The 18,462-nt window shown below is 39.4% G+C and carries 15 protein-coding genes and 2 pseudogenes; 12 read left to right on the forward strand and 5 right to left on the reverse strand.

The window, feature by feature from the left end:
* Window positions 1-53 precede the first annotated feature (53 nt).
* Window positions 54-719: a DUF6100 family protein gene (locus tag LKD46_RS00550; protein WP_227573664.1), complete on the reverse strand. Its 666-nt coding sequence runs from the start codon at window positions 717-719 to the stop codon at window positions 54-56.
* Between the two features lie 7 nt (window positions 720-726).
* Entirely contained in the window at window positions 727-1,257 is a 531-nt protein-coding gene (locus tag LKD46_RS00555) for a DUF5697 family protein (protein WP_054338136.1), read from the reverse strand.
* Window positions 1,258-1,657: 400 nt separating this feature from the next.
* Here LKD46_RS00555 and LKD46_RS00560 point away from each other — a divergent pair, with 400 nt between their 5' ends.
* The 7 genes from LKD46_RS00560 to LKD46_RS00590 all read left to right on the forward strand — a co-directional run bounded on the left by LKD46_RS00560 (window position 1,658) and on the right by LKD46_RS00590 (window position 7,985).
* The gene (locus tag LKD46_RS00560; protein WP_114002469.1) at window positions 1,658-1,831 is read left to right on the forward strand and encodes a plantaricin C family lantibiotic; all 174 of its coding nucleotides are present in this window, start codon (window positions 1,658-1,660) and stop codon (window positions 1,829-1,831) included.
* 54 nt (window positions 1,832-1,885) lie between these two features.
* Window positions 1,886-4,996, forward strand: coding sequence for a type 2 lanthipeptide synthetase LanM family protein (locus tag LKD46_RS00565; protein ID WP_117843977.1), 3,111 nt, complete (start codon window positions 1,886-1,888; stop codon window positions 4,994-4,996).
* On the forward strand, window positions 4,977-5,519 hold the full coding sequence (locus LKD46_RS00570) for a hypothetical protein (protein WP_054338131.1): 543 nt from the start codon (window positions 4,977-4,979) through the stop codon (window positions 5,517-5,519). The genes LKD46_RS00565 and LKD46_RS00570 overlap by 20 nt, the downstream gene beginning before the upstream one ends.
* Before the next feature lie 148 nt (window positions 5,520-5,667).
* Window positions 5,668-6,435 carry a hypothetical protein gene (locus tag LKD46_RS00575; RefSeq protein WP_114002467.1) on the forward strand — a complete coding sequence of 256 codons (768 nt, stop codon included), beginning with the start codon at window positions 5,668-5,670 and terminating at the stop codon, window positions 6,433-6,435.
* 181 nt (window positions 6,436-6,616) lie between these two features.
* Window positions 6,617-6,946: a DUF1648 domain-containing protein gene (locus LKD46_RS00580; RefSeq protein WP_054338147.1), complete on the forward strand. Its 330-nt coding sequence runs from the start codon at window positions 6,617-6,619 to the stop codon at window positions 6,944-6,946.
* A 50-nt stretch (window positions 6,947-6,996) separates the two neighbouring features.
* Window positions 6,997-7,413: a DUF3788 domain-containing protein gene (locus tag LKD46_RS00585; RefSeq protein ID WP_054338130.1), complete on the forward strand. Its 417-nt coding sequence runs from the start codon at window positions 6,997-6,999 to the stop codon at window positions 7,411-7,413.
* Window positions 7,414-7,466: 53 nt separating this feature from the next.
* Complete coding sequence (locus tag LKD46_RS00590; protein ID WP_054338129.1) at window positions 7,467-7,985, forward strand: ClbS/DfsB family four-helix bundle protein; 519 nt, start codon at window positions 7,467-7,469, stop codon at window positions 7,983-7,985.
* Window positions 7,986-8,300: 315 nt separating this feature from the next.
* On the opposite strand, the gene LKD46_RS00595 is transcribed toward LKD46_RS00590, so the two are convergent.
* Window positions 8,301-8,834 carry a hypothetical protein gene (locus LKD46_RS00595; protein WP_015526878.1) on the reverse strand — a complete coding sequence of 178 codons (534 nt, stop codon included), beginning with the start codon at window positions 8,832-8,834 and terminating at the stop codon, window positions 8,301-8,303.
* Window positions 8,834-10,051 (reverse strand): MarR family transcriptional regulator, encoded by a 1,218-nt coding sequence (locus tag LKD46_RS00600; RefSeq protein ID WP_055154206.1) that lies wholly within the window; start codon window positions 10,049-10,051, stop codon window positions 8,834-8,836. Before LKD46_RS00600 ends, LKD46_RS00595 begins: the two co-directional genes overlap by 1 nt.
* 452 nt (window positions 10,052-10,503) lie before the next feature.
* Between LKD46_RS00600 and LKD46_RS00605 the strand changes: the two are divergent.
* Window positions 10,504-10,713, forward strand: a pseudogene (locus LKD46_RS00605) (bifunctional 4-hydroxy-2-oxoglutarate aldolase/2-dehydro-3-deoxy-phosphogluconate aldolase); the annotation flags it as partial.
* A 70-nt stretch (window positions 10,714-10,783) separates the two neighbouring features.
* Here the strand turns inward: LKD46_RS00605 and LKD46_RS00610 are convergent.
* A complete protein-coding gene (locus tag LKD46_RS00610; RefSeq protein WP_110103656.1) occupies window positions 10,784-11,122 on the reverse strand; it encodes a hypothetical protein in 339 nt (112 codons plus the stop codon).
* 321 nt (window positions 11,123-11,443) lie between these two features.
* Here LKD46_RS00610 and LKD46_RS00615 point away from each other — a divergent pair, with 321 nt between their 5' ends.
* From LKD46_RS00615 to LKD46_RS00630, 4 genes and pseudogenes are all read left to right on the forward strand, one after another.
* Window positions 11,444-12,157: an ABC transporter ATP-binding protein gene (locus tag LKD46_RS00615; protein ID WP_021977039.1), complete on the forward strand. Its 714-nt coding sequence runs from the start codon at window positions 11,444-11,446 to the stop codon at window positions 12,155-12,157.
* A complete protein-coding gene (locus LKD46_RS00620) occupies window positions 12,151-16,023 on the forward strand; it encodes an FtsX-like permease family protein (protein WP_227573665.1) in 3,873 nt (1,290 codons plus the stop codon). The genes LKD46_RS00615 and LKD46_RS00620 overlap by 7 nt, the downstream gene beginning before the upstream one ends.
* A gap of 198 nt (window positions 16,024-16,221) precedes the next feature.
* Window positions 16,222-17,244: a LacI family DNA-binding transcriptional regulator gene (locus LKD46_RS00625; RefSeq protein WP_110103654.1), complete on the forward strand. Its 1,023-nt coding sequence runs from the start codon at window positions 16,222-16,224 to the stop codon at window positions 17,242-17,244.
* A 323-nt stretch (window positions 17,245-17,567) separates the two neighbouring features.
* Window positions 17,568-17,999: pseudogene (locus LKD46_RS00630) on the forward strand (transposase); the annotation flags it as partial.
* Between the last annotated feature and the right edge of the window lie 463 nt (window positions 18,000-18,462).

An 18,462-nucleotide genomic window follows, 5' to 3' on the forward strand; every position in this document is an offset into this window, starting at 1 on the left:
AATATGGCTTCTTTGCAGAAAAATTACCCATATCGGAAAAAGAAAGAAAAATATCAGGAAATTTCCGATATGGTTTTGATAGACTCTTTTCTATCTTTCAGCCAGCCAGGAAAGATTTCCGGTTCCATTACAAAGATAACGGTGTGATCGTAATTCCCCAGTTCCGTAGTGTGATAGGAGTCGCAAAAGAGTCCCGTATCATCAACCAGAACATAGGAAGCGATAGTATCTAAAATCTGTTTGAACTCCAAATTATCGTAATCACATATCCGTTGTAAAGAAAGGCTCTGGTCATAAATTTGACTAAAACAGACCACACATCTTTTATATAACGGAATAGAATGTTCTGTCACATAAGTCTGCAAGGCAAGGTTTAATGGCTCATGTAGAAAAGCGGTGTTGGTTCGCAATTTACGTTTGGGCAGTAGTCCTGGCATGGTAATGGAAAGAACACTATTTGAAAAAGAGATTTTGATTCCCTGCACAGCCGCAGCCTGTTTCAGATAGTCTTTCTTTCCAGTGTCAGTTGTGGTATATACCAGATTTCTGAGCTGGCAGGCAATCCTTTCAGAACGTAGGGCAGCACTGATACTCAGCTCTTCGTATTTGTCGGCATACGCTTGAATATCTGTTGTTTTCAATGCAAAAATAGTGTTGTGAAGTTTTTGGACTTCATCATCAATGCTCTGTAAACGGTCAAAAACAGTTTTGGTGTTCATACATACCTCATTTCTTTGCATAATAGCTGACAGATCCGGTAGAGGAGTCTACAAGGCAAAAGGCAATCACGCCTGTGATATGAATTTTTGCAGCCTGTTCTTCTGTTTCTAATACAACCAGCCGTTTCGCATCGCTTTTTGTCTGGCTTTCCATGACATGATTGATAAGATATTCTTGTTCCTGGGGGACATAGAGGACTTCATACCACTCATCTTTAGAGAAAAAGTTCAGTTTCACAGGAAATTCACCGTCAGTATGGTACACAATGGCTGTTTTGAAGTCCAAAAGCACCCAAAAGGATGCAATCATGCCATAATCAGGATTGTTTGCAGATTCCTGGCTGTCGAAGAGAAGCCCGTTCTCCTTATCATAGATAATGCGTTTTTGTTTTACCAGACTTGTGATCAGAGATTTGATAGACTCTCTGTTTTTGGAAAAGAGCCGTAAGACCTGTTCATATTGCAACGAATGGTAAGTTGTAATGAACCGGAGCAGTTGGGCACCTTCCCCTTGATAGATTTCATTTCTTGTTTTCATGGTAATCTCCCTTCATTATATAATAGGAAGTTTTACTTACACTGTACGCACAGAATACGTTTTATTTTAGGGGAAGTACGCTGTACGTACTGTGTAAGTATTGGCTACTGTCAGCGAAAGGTTTACGGGTACAAAAAAAGCACCGATTAAGGTGCTGGGGAAAATAGGAATACTATAAGCAATACCTATTGTAACATGGGTAAAATTACCCTTCAATCGCAGAAGTGTGCCAAGTTGTGGCATATTTAGGAAATGATAAAGACAGTTGAAAACCAATTAGGAAGAAAAAATGTCAATCTATACCAAAAATAAAGACGAAATTCGGAGATAGGATATAATAAAAATCAAGATACTTAGGTATCAAAAGGCCCTAGTTCTGAAGAAAGGAATGGTGGATATTATGAGAAAATTTGACAGAACAAATATGAAATATAACAACCCGGCTGGAGATCTTTTGACAGAATTAGAAGCAGCAGATTTGACAAGTAACAAAGTTGATAGTTTAGCTTCATCAGGTGTGGTTTGCACAATTTCTGTTGAATGCGGAAGTATTTTTACACTTGCTTGTTGCTAATTAACCAAAGATGATTTTAGAACTAGGGCCTGGATTAAGAGAAAGGGAGATAACATGAAAAAATCTAGTTATTTATCTGAAAGAGTGTATGATGCTATTCCGTCTGAAATAAATATGGAGTCTTTAGAGTATTGGAAGAAAATACTGAAGGAGGAAGGATTACAATATGTAAAGAAAAACCACCTTGAGTATTTTTTTGGTTTTATAAATAATTGTGCTTTTAGTAGCCACGAGAAGAGTCAACCACGAAATTTTGTGAAATTGTCTTTGAACAAAAAGGCGTTTAGGCATGAGGGTGAGAAAATGGTTTTCGGAGCATTTTATGATCCTTTTGTGCAAGAGGCAAATAGACAGCTTAGAGAAATAGTTATACAAAGACGATATATCAATGAATCGATTCTATTTGATTTTCAGCAATTTTTGTTTAATTCGCTTAATAATCTTTGTATCCGAACTTTAATTTATGAAATGCATATATGTGGACAAGAAGGCGTGTTAAGGGGAAATGAATCTGAACAGTATCAATATTATATCGACCATTTTTTAAAGGATAAACAATATTTGAATGATTTATTTTCGCTTTATCCAGTGTTAGAAAGAAGGATAAATGAAATTATACAAAATGCGATAGATATTTACAAAGAAGTGATAGAGCGCATTGAGAAAGATGCAGATGTTTTAATGAAAAAATTTAATATCACTGAAAAAGGATTTGTCGTAAACCATCTTTCGACAGATTTTTCTGATTCGCATAAAAAAGGGAGAAGAGTATTTTGTGTGGAATTTGTATCGGGAGATAAAATTTTATATAAACCACGAAGTTTGCAAAATGAGATTAAGCTACAAGAGATTACAAATTATTTCTATAGAATATGTAATTTGGGAAGTTATGAGTATTCTATACTTGATAAAGAAATGTATGGTTGGTGCGAAATTGTAATACAAAGAGATTGTAAGTCTATAGAAGAACTTTCAAGATATTATCAAAGAATAGGGATTATTTTGTTTATAAATTATCTTTTGGAAGGAGGAGATATTCATTTTGAAAATCTCATTGCATGCAATGAATATCCAGTTATTATTGATGCGGAAACATTTATAGGAAATATAGAAGAGAATAATGGGAAAAGTGCAGCAGAAAAAGTGGCTAGTCTTTTAAGAAAATCGGTGTTGTATTCAGGAATACTCCCCTTTTATTCATGGAATAACGCAGGAGATACAGGAATCAATATGAGTGCCATTAGTGGAGAAGAAGGACAAAAATTCCCGATAAAAATCCCCTTTATTATCAATCCGAAGTCGGTTAACATGAGGGTTGTCTATGATTATCCAGTATCGAAAGGAAATCACAATTTGGCAATGCTAAAAGGAAGGTTTATTCAACCCTCCGAATTTGCAGATAAAATTATCCAGGGATTTGAAAGTGCATACTTAGGTGCAATGGAAAATACAGAAACACTATTAAGAATCATACAACAATATGGTGAATTAGAGGTGAGATATCTGATTAGAAATACACAACAGTATGCAATTGTGTTGAGTAGTTCATATCATCCTGAATTATTAGTGGATGGAGGAGCACGAAATTTATTTTTTTATTCATTGGCAAATGGAAATCTTCAAAATCAAAGGAGTAGATCTCTTATTGAGTATGAAATTGAAGATTTATTAAGTGGTGATATACCGTATTTTTATTTTCGTGGAAGTAAAAAAAACATTTATACTTGGGATGGCAGAGAAGTAAAGGATTTCTTTAGTAAGCCAGCTTTGCAGCAAATTGAGGAAAATATACAGAATTTGTCCTATAAGAATTTAGAACAACAGACGCAATATATTAAAATTACTTTTAATATGGAGAATGCAGGAACAAGGAAAATAAAGAATAAAAGGTTAAAACTAGATCTTTATAGTAATATGGCCAAAACGGCAGAAGAATTGGCAAAAGAGCTGCTAGATAAAATAGGAACAAATGCGATTTATAGCGAAGATGGAGCAGACGTTAATTGGATTGGCGTAAAATTATTTGGTATAAAAGAAAATCAGTGGATGATCCAGGCATTACCGAATACATTATATGATGGTACGGTTGGGATTAATTTGGTATTCCATTTATATGAATGGATATACCATGACAGAAAATATCATAAGATTTGTGAGGTTTTAGATAATCGTTTGTTGAGGTATATTGATACTATAAGTGAAGGGGAACAGAATATCGAAGACTTTAATACAGGAATCTTTAGCGGCGAAGGTTCGATTTTATATACGTTGGGTATTTTATATGAAATATATGATGATATCAAGTATAAGGAATATTTCGATAAGTGGCTAAATTGTATGGAAACACTTATCTTAGAAGATCGTTTGTTCGATATGATTTCGGGAAATTCGGGAATAGTTTTGGTTCTGATTAATATGTATAGAAAAACAAAAAAGCCTATTTATCTACAAAAAGCTATACAAATAGCAGAACAATTGATAGAGAATATGATTACTGAAAATGGAAAAGTTGGTTGGAAATCAGAGGTGGTTCCTGAAGTATTGGCGGGATTTGCACATGGAAACAGTGGTTTTATAGAACTATTTTCAAGATTATATGAGGTATATCCACAAACAAAATATTTAGATATCCTTTCAAGTTTAGTAGAATATGAAAATTCTTTATACTCAGAAAAGGATAATAATTGGATTGATTTAAGAAAGTTTTCAGAGGTTGATCAGCATAAGAGTCAACCAATAGCGTGGTGCCATGGAGCTGCGGGTATTCTGTTATCCAGATTAACCTTATATAATGCCATCAAGAATTTAGGAGAAACTGCATTGCTTCAGCAAGCTATTAAAGATATAAGCCTTGCTAAAAATAAATTAATTGAAGACGGGTTACATGCAGGTTTCTGCCTATGCCATGGAAACATGGGAAATTTATTGATTTTAAAAAGATATGCAGAAATTTTTGATGATAAGCAGGTAAGAAGCATTTGTGATTCTCGATTTGAACAGATTTTGGAATTCCTTAATGAGGAAAATATATTACCAACAGAATTATACAATCCAGGTTTTATGACTGGTTTATCAGGAATCGCTTATGCTTTGTTAAAATATAAGATGCCCAAATTACCATTGCTTATAGGAGTTGAGGGAATATATGATAGAAATGAAGTTTAGTAAAAATGATGAAGAAGATGGGTTGTTCCGCATAAGTTCGAGAGACATAGTTGGATTTTATAATTGTAGTAGTAAACAAGAGCGTAAGATAACAGACATTATAAAATGCTATGGAACAACAAAAAGCATAAAAGAAGTTGAACTGAAAAACATGAAGCCAGAGGATAATGTTACAGTATCTCGGTATATAGAGAGAAATGTAGGTTCAATTATAAACAAAGATTATGTGATTGAAGGCTTTCTGGGAATGGGGAAGTTGTCCGATTGTAAAGACGAAATGGTTAGCAGATTGGATATATCTAAGAGATACTGCTTAGAAATATTAGTGGCATTTCTTCAAGAAGCAGACATTATTATTTTGCATGAAATGTTTGAAAATGTTTGGAATCATACTATAGAGGAAATTTTAGTTGAATTTTCACTAAGAGGAGCAGTGGTTGTGTTCTCAGAACATGGTGAAGAATCATTGATGAAATTACCAATGCACAGTTACGACCTAAGTGGTAGGTGTGTTGGATGGTAGAATAATTGGGGAATATGATTTTTCATATTCCTTGAGATATATAGGGTAGAAAATATATTTAGCTGCAATGTTTTGTCCCTCCATAGTTAACGAATCTATCTAAATAAGAAATAGGTTATATCAAACAGATTTTACAAAGGAGAAATACATGGAGAGAGTTTTAATAATATCTTATATTATCAGTATGATACTTACGGCAGGCTTTATTTATTGTATTTATAGAGAGAAATATTGGGTTTTTGAATTTGTAAACAGAATAAAGAAGCCGATACAGCAACTTGTTTATGTTTTTCTTATGCTCCTATCATCGTATGCCTATATATGCTTTTCGTTACTCATAAAGGCTGATTTTAATGCTGTGATATGTGCGGTGCTATTACTTCTTTTGATTTGGGCTATGGACTATCTGTTTTCTTTATGTTTTAAAAAAAATGATTTGGGGATAAGTGAAAAAAAACGCTATATTTTTATGGCGTATGTGGGAGCCTGCATATCGGGATTTATTATTGCAAGTCGTGATGCTTCGAAAATGGCTTTAGAAATTCCAAATATAACAATTAGCGTTTTGATCGGAGCTTATGTACCTTTTACATTATTATTAGAGGATGGGAAAAAAGGGAAAGTAGAATTGCAAAGTATGAAAGAAGAATGGGAGGAAAAGTATAAGAAGACATTTCGTGAACGTAAGGTCAAAGACATTCTTTCTGCTCTACTATTTGCGATGGTATATGGCGTTTTACTGGTAGGGGCGTTATCTCCTGCTCAAAATATCATCAATGATATTGCTTCAGGGATAGGAATGGGGATGGCTACAGTGGTTGTTGCCTTTGTAGGGTTGGTTGAAGTGAAAAACAGGTTAACGAAAAGGAGGAATAAAAGAGAAGACGCAGATCAAGAGAAATCCGATACAGAGTAGAAGGGGCAAGACAGCAAGGAGTATTTAGCCGGAATTATTTCAAATGTACCTCACAAGATTGGATGTTGATGCGATATAAATGATATGATATACTGAAGTCCATATTATTAGATTTGTGGAGAAATAGGGATAGCCAAGAGAAAAAATATAAAATTAAATTTTGCAGAAAGAAGGCATTTTTATGAAACTTGTAGGAAGCAGAAAATTAACATGGGGAATTTGCAGTATTGGTGTTTTATTAGCAATAGTAAGCGTGTTTTTCTTACCTCAGATTATTCCTGTTCATTTTGCAAATGGGATAGCAGATGATTTTGGAAATAAGGTAGAGATTTTTTTATTTCCTATTTTGTTAATCATAATTACACTTTTGACTGGAAAAGAAAACATTAAATATTTCCTGACACATTCAAAAACATTTTTGACAGATATACAGTATAATTTGATGATAGATGGCGTTCTCGGAATTGTTTTGATTGCAGAAATTTATGTTATTTATGCTTCATTTGTTTAAGTGTTTCAACAAAAAATTCCAGTTTCTATAAAGAGCAAAGGAGAATGGTCATGATTGATATGCAGAATCAAGAGGAAATTCCGATCTTAGAGGATTTTGCGGCATATATTAGAAATCCAGTATTTATGAAATTTTGTTCCGAGATTAAAAAGAAGTACAGGTGCCATGAAAAAATAGAATTTAGCCGTTGTAGTTTAGAACGTGGTTGGAATGTAAAATTTAAAAAGTCTGGGAAAAGCCTGTGTACGATATATCCAAGAGAAGGGTATTTCACAGTGCTGGTTGTGATTGGTTCAAAAGTAAAAGAAGCAGTTGAGAATATTTTATGCGACTGTGCCCCAGAATTAAGAGAACTTTATGAAAAAACAAGATGGGGAAATGGACAAAAATGGCTTATGATTGATTTAGAAGATCAAGGAGAAATGTTTGCGGATGTACTTCAGCTTATTGAAATTCGCAGGGGATAATCAATTTTGGAGTGTGGAACAAGGAGTAAAGACGGAAGACTGCGAGGTAAACGATGAAGACGTATGAAAATAAAGAGGAACTAAAGGCAGAAATCAAGAGGGCTTACGACAAATATATTGCAGAGTTTAAGGATATCCCGGAATCCTTGAAGGACAAACAATGTATGGAGGTAGATCGAACACCTGCAGAAAATCTTGCATATCAGGTTGGGTGGACCGCATTAGTATTGAAATGGGAAAATGATGAACAGGCTGGACTTCCAGTGAAAACACCATCGGATGGTTTTAAGTGGAATCAATTGGGGGAATTGTATCAGTGGTTTACCGATACCTATGCCCATTTATCTCTAAAAGAACTAATGGGCATGCTGGATGATAATATACAGAAAATTTTTACAATGATTGATTCTATGACGGAAGAGGAGCTATTTTTACCACATAAAAGAAAGTGGGCAGATGAAGCTACCAAAACAGCAGTATGGGAAGTTTATAAGTTTATTCATGTAAATACAGTAGCCCCTTTTGGAACATTTCGGACAAAGATTAGGAAGTGGAAGAAGCTTTTACTTTGACACACAGATAGAGTTTTAGAAAATATCGTGCTTTTTTGTGCAAAAGAAAATAAATATATAATGCTATTTGGAGTGCATATTCAGTTTCAGGATATGCACTTTTTTAATAAAATAAAAGAGACAAACATTATTCAGATTCAAAGGGTAAGAAATTGTGATAAATCTATACGGTATGCTTTAATGGTTTTGGAATTTAACTTTTTTATGGTTTCACATGTTTTGAGATATTCGGATATAAAATTTGATAATTGATCCATAATAGGCACCCTCCTTTGTTTTTTTCAATTATGAGTGCCTATATGGAAAATGTCGATTTTATTTTGGGAAAAACTTATTTAAAGTTTCCAGTGTCCCCTTTGCAGAAAATCCCCATAGTATGCTGCTAAGAGCGTTAATAGCAGCCTGCCTCCTTCGGTAGTACGTCCGGTAGGAGATACTGGGAACGTGCTTTTCCAACTCTTCCAGGATTTCCTCTGTATTTTTCAGTTCATGGGGAGACAGAAAGGCGTAATATAATATCCAGTAATATTCTTCCCCATGCTTATGATTTTTCCGGAGCAGATCCACAGAAGAGAGAAGCAGCTTTATCATTTTGTTACTGCGGGCAATGCTTTTTGCCCATTCTTCAATCTGGCTGTCTCCCAGATCTGCTCCTGCAGCATAGATGGAATCTAGAAATTCGTCTACACTGGTGTTGTATTCCAGTTGGAATTGAATTTCCACCTGCCGGACAGCAACCATCAGGCTATAAGTAGAATCCCGGTAACAACGGAGCAGCTTATAGGTATCATGGTACAACGGATTATTTTCTACTTCAGCAGAAACAGGGTGGTGATTTTTCTTTGCCATTATACAACCCCTCCTTTCAACAGAACTTCTGGGATTTCAGCGAAGGCAGGTAAGGTATGCTGCAGAGGCGGAGTATGCCCTGGGACGTTGGTGACGGCGTGATTTTCCGGTTTTAGTTTTAATTCAAACTGATAGGCTGCTTTCCCCCAGGGGCAGATAATACGTAGTGAATATAGATATATACTATCCTTGCAGGCTGATAAAGGAGATAATATATACTTTGTTTTGGGGCATCTACAACAAGAAATGCCTTGTATTTCCAGTATTTCAGCGACTTTGCGAACAATGACTTTGATGTGTGATTCTGGAACGCAGGAGCCTTCCTGTGAAACGATGATTTGTTCGTCAGTAATAGATTCTGAAACGCATTCAGAATTGTTTTTGTCAGGCAAGGTATCTTCGGTTATATGTATTGGCAGTTGCATTTTCATGGCAATTTCCTCCTTATCAATCATGACATCACTGATATTAAACATAACGGACAGATAATTACGCAGATATACCATGCTACCATGTTTCCCGGAATAGGAAATCAGTGTGATCATGTCGGTATCTTCAAGTTTTTTAAGCAGACGGGATACAGAAGATTTCGACTGTTTCCAACGTCTGGCAAGTTCCTGATAACTGAACAAGGGATTTCCAGTCTGATTGCGAAAATATACTACTGGACCGGCATCAGAGCCTTGCACAGATGGATCATTATAGACTGCATGAATCCAAAGATCCAAAAGAGCATCCATTTCTGAACATTTTCCCAGTCCGATTAGTTTATGAACATCTGCGATTGGAAAAAAGAAAAACCCGATGTCTTTTTTGCATGGGTAATTATAGGAAAGGGCAGTATTATCTTTTGGCCAGTCTTTGATCTTGTATTGGATAATCTTATTTTTTTCGTGCAGTGAGTAGGTTAAAAGGTTTTGCTCAACCAGGGTATCCAATATGGATATGACCTGGTGCTGGAATTTTTGGCGGAAGTGAATCTGGAGTTCTTTAAGAGAACAGATCCATTCGCCAGGAACAACTTTGTAAGTAAGGTGTTCGATGTTCCGATAAGAGGAGCTGTAATTTGCATAAGAACATAAAATGAGAAAATAAAAAAGACAGGAACCTCCGTTGGTACGGATGCTTCTGTCTTTCATAAGGGTTTGTATAAATTCCCGGTAAATCCGGCAGCGTGGAAAATCCACAATTTGTTTTAATTCTAATTGATAATTCACGATAAACCTCCATATAATATTGTAGTTGTAGTAAAATAATTGTAGACGAAAGATACTAAAATGTATATAATATGCCCATAGGGGTGCTAAGTGGCATAGATTTGGCACAGTAAAATACCTGATATGGCATGAAAGCAACATGAAAATTAGGGTGGATATAAGGTGGACAGTTTGGAAAACCTTAGAGTTTTAGAGGGTTCCGAGGTTTTTTTCCGGGGTCTGCAACACCTCTATCCCCGGTTCAAATCCGGGTGGCACCTCTTAGAAAGCCCTGGAAAGATGAATTTCCAGGGCTTATTTTTCCTATAAAAATGTACTTGCTGAAGACCGTGAAGACAGACTTCTGGAAGATCGGACAGCATCAGGAATTTTTTTCCGTAAGCAGGATTCGTTTACGATTATAAAACAGGTGAAGGTACATGGCATCCTGAGCACGCAAAGCGTCATGCTCTGCAATGGCAGCTCCTTATACAGGAATCCGTTTTATGCCTACCGGCGGGATCAATGCGAAAAACCTTGAGGACTATCTTTCCTGTGAGAAAATCCTCTGCTGCGGCGGAAGCTGGATGGTAAAAGGAGATCTTGTGAAGGCAGGAGAATTTGACAAAATAAGAGAACTGACAGCAGAAGCAAAAAAGCTTGCGGATTCCATAAGAAAGTAATCAAACTTAATACACATATTCAATAAAAAAAGCAGAACCCTGCACAACCAGGCAGAGTTCTGCTTTTTTGTCAATTATTGTGAAAATAGATCAATGAAGCAGGATCGGCAGAAGTTTTTTCCGCTTCAGCTGCCAGATCAGCTACAGGACCCGCAGAAGGTTTCCGAAGATCCATTCGGTAAAGATAAAAGATCCCACCGAAGAAACCGGGAATCAGTCCGGCGTATCCACCGGCACATAAGATCACAGTCAGCTTCACCATCAGTTCTGTCTGAAGTTCCAGACAAACAAGTAATCCTGCAAGAATTCCGGCTACACTCCATCCAGCTGTCAAAAGTGCAAGAAAAACAGCTGGCGCAGGGGCCTTTTTTAAATTTTGATCTAAGTGATTCCACAGTACTTTATACATAATCCATTCCTCCTGTTTTGCTGGAATTATACTTCTGCTGTTGTCAGCAACAGTCAGCCATAATATTGATTTCCTTTATCTGTCTGTATTATAGAAAAGAAATGTAAAATACAAATGCGCAGGAATGAAAAATCTTTGTAAAATATAAGTAGAAATTGCATTTTGAATTAAGAACCGATATACTTATAAATATAGTTATTAATAATATTCGATCACAGCCGAAAACATTTTTCTACAGCTGTGATACGTGAGTGAGAGAATTAAAAGGGGGCAGATAAAAGCCCCCTGAAATCATATAGAGAGTAAAGAGGAGGGGTGGAAATGGAGCATACGGAAGAATATGTGAAGCTGGAGAATGTATCCAAAATCTATGGCTCAAAAGAAGTGAAGATCATAGCTGTGGATGAGATCAGCTTCCGGATAAAAAAAGGAGAATTTGTGGTTGTGGTAGGACCAAGCGGTGCCGGAAAGACAACGGTGCTGAATATCCTGGGCGGAATGGATAAGGCCACATCCGGCAATGTCTGGATCGATGGAAAAAATATTGCAAAATATACAGACCGGCAGCTGACCGGATACCGACGGGAGGATATTGGATTTGTATTCCAGTTTTATAATCTGGTGCCAAATCTGACTGCATTGGAGAATGTGGAGCTTGCTCTTCAGATCTGTAAGGATCCTCTGGATGCTAGGACAGTTCTGGAGGAAGTAGGGCTGAGGGAGAGACTGACCAATTTTCCGGCACAGTTATCCGGCGGTGAGCAGCAGAGAGTTTCCATAGCCAGAGCGCTGGCGAAGAATCCAAAGCTTCTGCTCTGTGATGAACCTACAGGAGCGTTGGATTATCAGACCGGCAAGGCAATCCTGAAGCTCCTTCAGGATACCTGCAGGGAACGGGGCATGACGGTTATTGTCATTACTCATAACTCTGCATTGACACCTATGGCCGACCGTGTGATCAAGATCAAAAACGGCAAGGTTTCCAGGATGACTGAAAATGCACATCCCACACCAGTGGAAGAGATTGAATGGTAGGTGACGGAATGAAGGCATTACACAAAGATTTCTGGATGGAGATCCGGAAAAGTAAAGCACGTTTTATCTCGATCTTTCTGATCGTGGCACTGGGTGTTGCATTTTTTTCCGGGATCCAGGCGTCTTCTCCGGATATGAGATATTCCGGAGATGCTTATTATGAAGCAGCAAAGCTGATGGATCTGAAGATCCAGGGAACCCTGGGACTGACTCAGCGTGATGTAAAAGCGGTATCGGATATTGACGATGTGGAACTGGCTGAGGGCAGCTACTCTACGGATGTTATGAGTGGAGAGGACGATGCCAGGAAGGTTCTTCATCTGGAATCTATCAGCAGCAATTTTAATCTACTTACAGCAGATGAAGGAAGGATACCGGAAAAAAGCGGCGAGATTTTTCTGGACAAGCCATTTGCAAAGAATCGGGGGTATAAAATCGGGGATACCATATCTGTCAGTGAGGATGGAGACAGTGAGCTTCTGAAAAAAACAACCTATACAGTTGTGGGAATCGGAAGCAGCCCTCTTTATATTTCATTTAACAGAGGAAATACGACTCTTGGATCCGGTGAGGTCAGCGGCTTCGGATACATTCTTCCTGAGGATTTTGAACAGGAAGCTTTTACCCAGATCTATATTATGGTCCATGAATCCGGGGATGTGATCAGCTATACCGATGCTTACGACAATCTTATCAGGAAAATACAGAAGCGTGTGGAAGGCATCGAAAAAGAACAGTGCAGCCTGCGCTACGATGAGATCGTCGCAGAAGCCAATGAAAAACTGGATGATGCCAGAAAAGAGCTTGAGGACGGAAAGAAGGAATCAGAGGAAAAACTTGGCGACGCGAAGAAAAAGCTGGATGATGGGCAGAAGAAGTATGAGGATGGAAAAAAAGAGTACGAAGATGGAAAACAGCAGCTCAGTGATGCAAAAAAGGAGCTGACCGATGGAAAACAGCAGCTTGCTGACGGAAGAAAGCAGATTGAAGATGGATGGTCTCAGCTTAACAGCGCAAAACAGCAGGTGGAAGACGGTCTGTCCCAGTTAAATACTGCCAGATCCCAGCTTGCCGACTCCGAAGCACAGATAAATGAGAAGCAGGCAGAGCTGACTGCCGGATATGAACAGCTGAATGCCGCAAAACAGCAGGTAAGTGACGGTGAGGTCCAGCTCCGGGAAGCGGAAAAAACACTGGAAAGCAAACAGGCTGAGCTTGACAGTGGAAGAGAACAGTTGGAAACGGGAAAGAATACGATCAAAGAAACAAAGACTGCTCTCACCGGTCAGAAAGAACAGTGTGAGGCAGGACTTGTACAGGTTTCCGAGGGCGAATCCCAGATCAGTTCCAGTGAAGAAGCCCTTTCCGGGCAGCAGGCACAGCTGGATGAATTGACCAGCCAGAAAGAGGCATTAAGCAGTCAGGCGGCGGAGCTGCAGGCGCAGTATGACGCCGGTGTGGAAGCAGGAAAAACCGAGGAAGAGCTGGCGGAGCTTTCCACGCAGATCCAGACTTTAAATGGTCAGATCAGTGCAATGGAAGAACAGATAAATGCCGGTCAGGCCCAGATCGACGGGGCGCAGGCAGAGCTTACTGCAAAAAAATCAGAGCTGGCCCAGACAAGAGCTGAACTGGAGAGCAGCCTAGGTCAGATCAATGAGGGCTTCAGCCAGATCAAAGAACAGGAAGAGACACTTTCCAGGACAGAGGCACAGCTGAACGAAGGCCAGGAAGAACTGGATAAAGGGAAAAAAGAACTGGAAACAAAGAAAGCAGAGCTTTCCGCGGCAAAAGAAGAAATTGCGGTAAACCAGGCAACTCTGGATGATGGCCAGAGTCAGCTGGATTCGGCCAGAGCCCAGCTCAGCTCAGGGCGGCAGCAGCTGGAGGAAAAACAGGCCCAGTTAAATGCCGGTCAGGCAGAGATCCAGGCCAACACAGAAAAGCTTACCAGCAGTCAGGCAGAACTGGATGCAAATGAACAGAAGCTCCTGGATGGTGAAAAAGAGATCCGGGAAAATGAACAGAAATTAAAAGACGCCAAAAAAGACCTGGAGGACGCCAAAAAGAAGCTTTCCGATGGAAAGAAAGAATATCAGGACGGCAAAAAAGAAGCCGATGACAAAATTGCGGAAGCCCAGCAGAAGATCGAGGATGCCCAGAAAGAGGTGGATGATATTGAAACACCGGAGTGGATCGTCACGGACCGCAATGACCTTCCAGAATATTCGGATTTTGGTGATAACGCAGAGCGACTGAAAAACATCGGAAAGGTTTTCCCGATGATATTCTTCCTTGTAGCGGCTCTGATCAGTCTTACCACGATGACACGAATGGTGGAGGAACAGCGAACCCAGATCGGAACCATGAAAGCGCTGGGATACGGAAAAGCATCCATTGCATCCAAGTATCTCAGCTACGCATTTCTGGCTACAGTAGGTGGAAGTATCGCAGGAGTACTTTTCGGAGAAAAGGTTCTTCCGTTTATCATTATCCAGGCGTATGGAATCATGTACTGGAATATTGGCGATCACATGCAGCTGGATTATGAGTTACAATATGCACTGATCGCTTCCGGGGCAGCGGTGATCTGTACTATGGGCGCTACACTGTTTTCCTGCGCAAAGACCCTGGCAGAAACACCGGCATCTCTGATGCGTCCGCCTGCACCGAAAGAAGGAAAACGGATCCTTATTGAACGGATTAGCTTTATCTGGAAGCATCTGAGCTTTTCCTGGAAATCATCCATGCGAAATCTTTTCCGTTATAAAAAGCGTCTTTTTATGACCATTTTCGGAATTGCAGGAAGCATGGGACTGATGCTTGTAGGATTCGGACTTTATGATTCCATTATGGATATTGCAATTCTCCAATATGACCAGATCCAGCACTATGATGCCATGGTGATCAATGATGAGGATGCCACAGACAGCCAGGAAAAGGATCTTCTGAAATTCCTGGACGGAAACAGCGAGATCGATCACTATACCCGTGTGCAGCTCACCAAGATGACGGCACCAAAAGAAAAGGGAAGTGTCAGTATCTATGTGTATGTTCCGGAAAATACGGAAAATTTTAAAGAGGATGTAACATTACGTGACAGAAAGTCCCACGAGCAGTATGAGCTTACCGATGATGGAGCGGTGATCTGTGAAAAAACGGCTTCTCTTATCGGTGTGAAAACAGGAGACGAGATTACCCTGGAGAAAGACAACAGAAAATATAAAGTAAAGATCACTGCTGTCACGGAGAACTATATGGGACATTACGTTTACATGACCCCACCCTGTTATGAAAAAACATTCGGAGAGAAACCGGAATATTCAAGTACAGTATATACTATGAAAGAGGATGCAGAGAGTGATCTGGAAACTCTTGGAAATGCAATCCTGAAATATCCGGCAGCTTTAAGTATCAGCTATACAAGCAGCACAGCAGGTCAGGTAGAGCGAATGCTGGGATCCCTCGGAGCGGTGATCTGGGTCCTGATTATTTCTGCCGGAATGCTGGCATTTGTGGTACTGTATAATCTGAACAACATCAATATCACAGAGCGTCAGAGAGAGCTTGCAACATTGAAGGTCCTGGGATTTTATGATGGCGAAGTTTCCCAGTATGTATTCCGGGAAAATATCCTGCTGTCCTTCATAGGGATTCTGGCAGGCGCAGTGTTCGGAATCTTCCTCCACCGGTATGTGATCACAACCGTTGAGGTAGATGCGGTGATGTTCGGAAGAAATATCAAGCCAATAAGCTTTGTCTACAGTGGGCTCATTACCTTCGGATTCTCCATGTTTGTAAATATGGTGATGCATTTTAAGCTGAAAAAGATCAATATGGTAGAGTCACTGAAGAGCGTGGAATAAAATAATGAAATGATAAGACTGCCTGCATACAGGAATTTTACATATTTCCCTGTATGCAGGCAGTTTTGTAATGAATATCCTGAAAGACTGGGATGACCATGATCTGCCTGAAGCTAATTTTGTAAGTATTTCACAATTGAAATGTAAACGTTTTCCTATAAAATGTAACCATAGAATTCTTCCGGAGGAATTTTAAATATGGCAAATATAGATATTAAATTTATCGCGAAAAAAAGCGGGTGTTCGATCGCTACAGTTTCCCGTGTTATCAACCGTTCCAAACCAGTCAGCGAGAAGCTGCAGAAAAGAGTGGTAGATACCATCAGAAAGTACAATTATAATCCCAGCGTTCACGCACAGTATCTGGCTGGTAAGAAGTCAAAACTGTTCGGCTTTATAATGACAAACTACATTAATCAGTATCAGCTTCTGTTGTTTCGGTATCTGAATGAGTTTGCATGTAAGATGGGATATGGCTGTATTATCCGTTATTGCAATTCAGGATTTGAGGAAAAACTGGAAGCATTAAGAGAACTGGAGATCAGAGGAATCGAAGTCTGCTTTAGCCTTTTTCTGCTCTCACGGGAAGAGGAAGCGTATATAAAAGAAAATTTTAGGATTAAAGTCTGTCATATGCAGTCACCGGAAATGCGTTTGAATATCATGGAAAAAAATGAAAGCTCTGTCTATGAGACCATATGCTATCTTGCCCAGCTTGGCCACAGAAGGATAGGGGGCATCTTTTGCATTGACGAAATGGACGACAGCTTCCTTATTGCAAGGAAACGGGGATTTTTAAGAGCTGTAAGGCAGATGCAGCTGGATCAAGAAGAATCCCTGATCGGTCAGATCCATGGAGACTATGAAAAAAGCAGTCTGATTTCTGTGATAGAGAAGATATTTGTACCTCAAAAGCTGCCAACGGCATTGTTTTGTTACAGCGATGAAGTTGCGATAGAGGTAATGTCCTGGATCATGAAGCATGGTTACAGAATTCCGGAGGACGTATCTGTAGTTTCGTTTGACGGTATTCCGTTTGCGGAACGCATAACGCCTTCACTGTCTACGATCAGTCAGCCGGTAGAATATCAGGCAAAAAGTATCATAAACGGCATGCTGTATCTACAGGATGGAGCCGAGAGACCATGTGATGAAAAGGAAAATGAATATCTGCTGCAGATCCGTGACAGTGTGGGAATTCCTGGTCATTATGAAAAATAGGAGGAAAAATATGAAAGCGAAAAATTAATTGCCGCCGGTATTGCGGCATCAATGTCACTGCTGACTCTTGTAGGATGCGGAACAGCCGGAAATGCTGGCAATTCTGGAGGAGACACCGCTAAAGAAGATACCGTCAAGGAAGATACCGCTAAGCGAGGGCGAAGACTCTGATAGAAGCTGCAGAGCACAGCGTTGGAAGCAAAGAAGGAGCAGTATCTGCAAGAATGGAGATCCGAATGCTTCTGGAGGACTATGAATCCAGAAATACACGTCTGCAGGAAGTTATGGTTCTAATTGAAGAACTGGTAAAACAGATTCCGATGGCTGAAAAGCTGTTAGGGATCAAAGGTGTGGGAATCAGGACAGTGTCAGGGTTCCTTGCAGAAGTAGGTGATATTAGCCGCTTCAGCAATCCGAAGGAACTGCAGAAGCTTGCAGGATTGGCATTGGTTGAAAATAGTTCAGGAAAGCACAAGGGCGAGACAACAATAAGCAGACGGGGCCGAAAGAGACTCAGATACCTGCTCTTTGAGGTTGCAATGTCGCTTGTAGCGAAGAATCCGGAGTTCAGAGAACTCCATAATTATTACACAACCAGAAAACTGAATCCATTAAAGAAGATGCAGTCACTTATGGCGGTTGCGGCCAAGCTGATACGTGACTTTTATGCGATGCTGACAAAAGGTGTGGCTTATGACCCCCAAAAGCTGGTCAGTGATATCAGGAGACCGGCAGCTTATCTGCAAGTAGCGTAAGAAAAAAGTAACTATAGTAGAGGCTGTCATCTGGGCAGCCACTGAATCAAGCAGAATGTAACAGATAACGTCCACTGATCACAGTGCTGGTACAGGAAGCAAGTCAGTAATCAACAATACAAAGAATGAGCCAGTAGTCGGCAGAAATAGTCACCATGGGGCATATGACCCCGTTAAGGAGCATAGCTGACACATGAGATTTGAAAAGAAGAAATATATTCTTGCAAAAGTAAATCAGATTTTAATCGGGTATTAACATTATTATGGAATAAGTGATAACTATCAAATGATGGATAACTTCCGTAAGAGAGTTATTCAGATTCTTTATTTTTGGATGAATAGGCATAGTCAGAGGAAAAGTTATACATGGGATGGATTCAATCAGTTTTTGAAGGAGCATCCTATAGTAAGACCACGTATTTATGTGAGCCTATATGGATAATCTGAGGCATAAGTGTCGTGA

The sequence above is a fragment of the Blautia fusiformis genome, assembly GCF_020686995.1.
Classification (GTDB): domain Bacteria; phylum Bacillota; class Clostridia; order Lachnospirales; family Lachnospiraceae; genus Blautia_A; species Blautia_A fusiformis.